Source organism: Acinetobacter sp. 25-47-122, from assembly GCF_056779695.1.
In genome coordinates, this window is record NZ_JBWYIJ010000022.1 from 1 (window position 1) to 5477 (window position 5477).

General features: G+C 49.0%; 2 tRNA genes and 3 rRNA genes. All 5 read left to right on the top strand.

From position 1 onward, the window contains the following. Window positions 1–94 precede the first annotated feature (94 nt). The 5 genes from AC1M9P_RS14520 to rrf all read left to right on the top strand — a co-directional run bounded on the left by AC1M9P_RS14520 (window position 95) and on the right by rrf (window position 5451). A 16S ribosomal RNA gene (locus tag AC1M9P_RS14520) occupies window positions 95–1632 on the top strand. Between the two features lie 61 nt (window positions 1633–1693). Then, window positions 1694–1770: transfer RNA gene (locus tag AC1M9P_RS14525), tRNA-Ile, on the top strand. A gap of 39 nt (window positions 1771–1809) precedes the next feature. Continuing rightward, window positions 1810–1885 (top strand) — tRNA-Ala (locus AC1M9P_RS14530). A 379-nt stretch (window positions 1886–2264) separates the two neighbouring features. Then, window positions 2265–5156 (top strand): 23S ribosomal RNA (locus tag AC1M9P_RS14535). Between the two features lie 180 nt (window positions 5157–5336). Then, a 5S ribosomal RNA gene (rrf, locus tag AC1M9P_RS14540) occupies window positions 5337–5451 on the top strand. Together the 16S, 23S and 5S rRNA genes with 2 tRNA genes alongside form the textbook arrangement of a ribosomal RNA operon. Window positions 5452–5477 lie beyond the last annotated feature (26 nt).

Genomic DNA, 5477 nt, shown 5'->3' on the forward strand with positions numbered 1-5477 from the left:
ATAATTGGTAGAAATTTCTCGAAGTTTATTTGAGCAAATTTTTTGTCAGTAATTGATGAGCCAAGATTGGTACCCTTTAGGTACTATTGATTTTAAACTGAAGAGTTTGATCATGGCTCAGATTGAACGCTGGCGGCAGGCTTAACACATGCAAGTCGAGCGGGGGAAGGTAGCTTGCTACTGGACCTAGCGGCGGACGGGTGAGTAATGCTTAGGAATCTGCCTATTAGTGGGGGACAACATCTCGAAAGGGATGCTAATACCGCATACGTCCTACGGGAGAAAGCAGGGGACCTTCGGGCCTTGCGCTAATAGATGAGCCTAAGTCGGATTAGCTAGTTGGTGGGGTAAAGGCCTACCAAGGCGACGATCTGTAGCGGGTCTGAGAGGATGATCCGCCACACTGGGACTGAGACACGGCCCAGACTCCTACGGGAGGCAGCAGTGGGGAATATTGGACAATGGGGGGAACCCTGATCCAGCCATGCCGCGTGTGTGAAGAAGGCCTTTTGGTTGTAAAGCACTTTAAGCGAGGAGGAGGCTACTAAGATTAATACTCTTGGATAGTGGACGTTACTCGCAGAATAAGCACCGGCTAACTCTGTGCCAGCAGCCGCGGTAATACAGAGGGTGCGAGCGTTAATCGGATTTACTGGGCGTAAAGCGTGCGTAGGCGGCTTTTTAAGTCGGATGTGAAATCCCCGAGCTTAACTTGGGAATTGCATTCGATACTGGGAAGCTAGAGTATGGGAGAGGATGGTAGAATTCCAGGTGTAGCGGTGAAATGCGTAGAGATCTGGAGGAATACCGATGGCGAAGGCAGCCATCTGGCCTAATACTGACGCTGAGGTACGAAAGCATGGGGAGCAAACAGGATTAGATACCCTGGTAGTCCATGCCGTAAACGATGTCTACTAGCCGTTGGGGCCTTTGAGGCTTTAGTGGCGCAGCTAACGCGATAAGTAGACCGCCTGGGGAGTACGGTCGCAAGACTAAAACTCAAATGAATTGACGGGGGCCCGCACAAGCGGTGGAGCATGTGGTTTAATTCGATGCAACGCGAAGAACCTTACCTGGTCTTGACATAGTAAGAACTTTCCAGAGATGGATTGGTGCCTTCGGGAACTTACATACAGGTGCTGCATGGCTGTCGTCAGCTCGTGTCGTGAGATGTTGGGTTAAGTCCCGCAACGAGCGCAACCCTTTTCCTTATTTGCCAGCGGGTTAAGCCGGGAACTTTAAGGATACTGCCAGTGACAAACTGGAGGAAGGCGGGGACGACGTCAAGTCATCATGGCCCTTACGACCAGGGCTACACACGTGCTACAATGGTCGGTACAAAGGGTTGCTACCTAGCGATAGGATGCTAATCTCAAAAAGCCGATCGTAGTCCGGATTGGAGTCTGCAACTCGACTCCATGAAGTCGGAATCGCTAGTAATCGCGGATCAGAATGCCGCGGTGAATACGTTCCCGGGCCTTGTACACACCGCCCGTCACACCATGGGAGTTTGTTGCACCAGAAGTAGGTAGTCTAACCGCAAGGAGGACGCTTACCACGGTGTGGCCGATGACTGGGGTGAAGTCGTAACAAGGTAGCCGTAGGGGAACCTGCGGCTGGATCACCTCCTTAACGAAAGATTGACGATTGGTAAGAATCCACAACAAGTTGTTCTTCATGACGATGTATCTGAGGGTCTGTAGCTCAGTTGGTTAGAGCACACGCTTGATAAGCGTGGGGTCACAAGTTCAAGTCTTGTCAGACCCACCATGACATACTCATACGATACATTGATCTAAATGATAAGCTGGGGACTTAGCTTAGTTGGTAGAGCGCCTGCTTTGCACGCAGGAGGTCAGGAGTTCGACTCTCCTAGTCTCCACCACGTATTCATTCGAATACGTAGTAAGCAAACGAGTTGATAGCTTATAGAGCTTAGTAATAAAGCTGTGTATACTGCACGCCTTGATTATTAAGCTCTGTGATTTATCACAGTTGACTGCGATCTGACGAAGACGTAGTGAATCATTAACAGCATATATTTGAGTTGAAATAATTTGTTCATACTCATAGAAAGAGCGGAAACGAGATAACGTAAGTTATTAAGTTGAAGTGATTGAAATGAGAACTAGCGAAATTAACTGAATCAAGCGTTTTGGTATATGAATTTGAATTGAAGCTGTACAGTGTTTAGATACACAGTACTTCAAACTGTAATGTTGAACGATCTACTTGTAGGATCGAACGACTGTTTGGGGTTGTATAGTCAAGTAATTAAGTGCATGTGGTGGATGCCTTGGCAGTCAGAGGCGATGAAAGACGTGATAGCCTGCGAAAAGCTCCGGGGAGGCGGCAAATATCCTGTGATCCGGAGATTTCTGAATGGGGGAACCCACCTATCATAAGATAGGTATTGCAACATGAATACATAGTGTTGCAAGGCAAACGCGGGGAAGTGAAACATCTCAGTACCCGTAGGAAAAGAAATCAATTGAGATTCCCTCAGTAGCGGCGAGCGAAAGGGGAAAAGCCCATTAAGTTATGTAAGCTTTAGTGGAATGCTCTGGGAAGTGCAACCATAGTAGGTGATAGTCCTGTACACGAAAGGGCTTACATGATGATGTCGAGTAGGGCGGGGCACGTGAAACCTTGTCTGAATATGGGGGGACCATCCTCCAAGGCTAAATACTCCTGACTGACCGATAGTGAACCAGTACCGTGAGGGAAAGGCGAAAAGAACCCCTGTGAGGGGAGTGAAATAGATCCTGAAACCGCATGCATACAAGCAGTGGGAGCCACTTCGTGTGGTGACTGCGTACCTTTTGTATAATGGGTCAGCGACTTACATTCAGTAGCAAGGTTAACCGAATAGGGGAGCCGTAGAGAAATCGAGTCTTAATAGGGCGTTTAGTTGCTGGGTGTAGACCCGAAACCAGGCGATCTATCCATGAGCAGGTTGAAGGTGAGGTAACACTTACTGGAGGACCGAACCCACTGTCGTTGAAAAGCCAGGGGATGACTTGTGGATAGGGGTGAAAGGCTAATCAAGCCTGGTGATAGCTGGTTCTCCCCGAAAGCTATTTAGGTAGCGCCTCGGACGAATACCATTGGGGGTAGAGCACTGTTTCGGCTAGGGGGTCATCCCGACTTACCAAACCGATGCAAACTCCGAATACCAATGAGTACTATCCGGGAGACAGACTGCGGGTGCTAACGTCCGTAGTCAAGAGGAAAACAATCCAGACCGCCAGCTAAGGTCCCTAAATCATAGTTAAGTGGGAAACGATGTGGGAAGGCATAGACAGCTAGGAGGTTGGCTTAGAAGCAGCCACCCTTTAAAGAAAGCGTAATAGCTCACTAGTCGAGTCGGCCTGCGCGGAAGATGTAACGGGGCTAAAACTATGTACCGAAGCTGCGGATTTGCAATTTATTGCAAGTGGTAGGGGAGCGTTCTGTAAGCCGATGAAGGTGGATTGAGAAGTCTGCTGGAGGTATCAGAAGTGCGAATGCTGACGTGAGTAACGATAAAACGGGTGAAAAACCCGTTCGCTGAAAGACCAAGGGTTCCAGTCCAACGTTAATCGGGGCTGGGTGAGTCGACCCCTAAGGCGAGGCCGAGAGGCGTAGTCGATGGGAAATTGGTTAATATTCCAATACTTCTGTGTAATGCGATGAGAGGACGGAGAAGGTTAAGTCAGCCTGGCGTTGGTTGTCCAGGTGGAAGATTGTAGGCATGCATCTTAGGCAAATCCGGGGTGCTCTATGCTGAGAATCGATAGCAAGCTAGTTTACTAGCGAAGTGGCTGATACCATACTTCCAGGAAAAGTCTCTAAGCTTCAGTTACACAGGAATCGTACCCGAAACCGACACAGGTGGTCAGGTCGAGTAGACCAAAGCGCTTGAGAGAACTCTGCTGAAGGAACTAGGCAAAATGGTACCGTAACTTCGGGAGAAGGTACGCTGCCGGCGGTGATAGGACTTGCTCCTTGAGCTACTGGCAGCCTCAGAAACCAGGCCGCTGCAACTGTTTATTAAAAACATAGCACTCTGCAAACACGAAAGTGGACGTATAGGGTGTGATGCCTGCCCGGTGCTGGAAGGTTAATTGATGGGGTTAGCGTAAGCGAAGCTCTTGATCGAAGCCCCAGTAAACGGCGGCCGTAACTATAACGGTCCTAAGGTAGCGAAATTCCTTGTCGGGTAAGTTCCGACCTGCACGAATGGCATAATGATGGCGGCGCTGTCTCCAGCAGAGGCTCAGTGAAATCGAATTCGCCGTGAAGATGCGGTGTACCCGCGGCTAGACGGAAAGACCCCGTGAACCTTTACTGCAGCTTGACATTGAACTTTGATCTTACTTGTGTAGGATAGGTGGGAGGCTTTGAAGTAGAAACGCCAGTTTCTATGGAGCCGTCCTTGAAATACCACCCTGGTAATATTGAGGTTCTAACTCTGCTCCATTATCTGGAGCGAGGACCATGTCTGGTGGGTAGTTTGACTGGGGCGGTCTCCTCCTAAAGAGTAACGGAGGAGTACGAAGGTGCGCTCAGCGTGGTCGGAAATCACGCGTAGAGTATAAAGGCAAAAGCGCGCTTAACTGCGAGACCCACAAGTCGAGCAGGTACGAAAGTAGGTCTTAGTGATCCGGTGGTTCTGTATGGAAGGGCCATCGCTCAACGGATAAAAGGTACTCTGGGGATAACAGGCTGATACCGCCCAAGAGTTCATATCGACGGCGGTGTTTGGCACCTCGATGTCGGCTCATCTCATCCTGGGGCTGAAGCAGGTCCCAAGGGTATGGCTGTTCGCCATTTAAAGAGGTACGCGAGCTGGGTTTAGAACGTCGTGAGACAGTTCGGTCCCTATCTACCGTGGGCGTTGGAAATTTGAGAGGATCTGCTCCTAGTACGAGAGGACCAGAGTGGACGAACCTCTGGTGTACCGGTTGTGACGCCAGTCGCATCGCCGGGTAGCTATGTTCGGAAGGGATAACCGCTGAAAGCATCTAAGCGGGAAGCCTACCTCAAGATTAGATTTCCCAAGGACTTTATGTCCTCTAAAGAGCCGTTGAAGACTACAACGTTGATAGGTTGGATGTGGAAGTACGGTGACGTATGAAGCTGACCAATACTAATTACTCGTGAGGCTTGACTATACAACACCCAAACAGTTGGTGTTGTGGTTCAAATCATGACAAATAACTTGATTTAGTTAGATAAAACGCTAAACTGCACAAATTAAAGAAACTCAAATAGCTGTTAATAACTTCTTTGACCAAGCAAAGGCACGCAAACAATACATGCGAATAAGACCCAAGCAAAGTCACAACAGTTGTGCTGGCGACAATAGCAAGAGTGAACCACCTGATCCCTTCCCGAACTCAGAAGTGAAACCTCTTAGCGCTGATGGTAGTGTGGGGTTACCCATGTGAGAGTAAGTCATCGCCAGCTCATTATTCTAAACACCCCCTTCAATA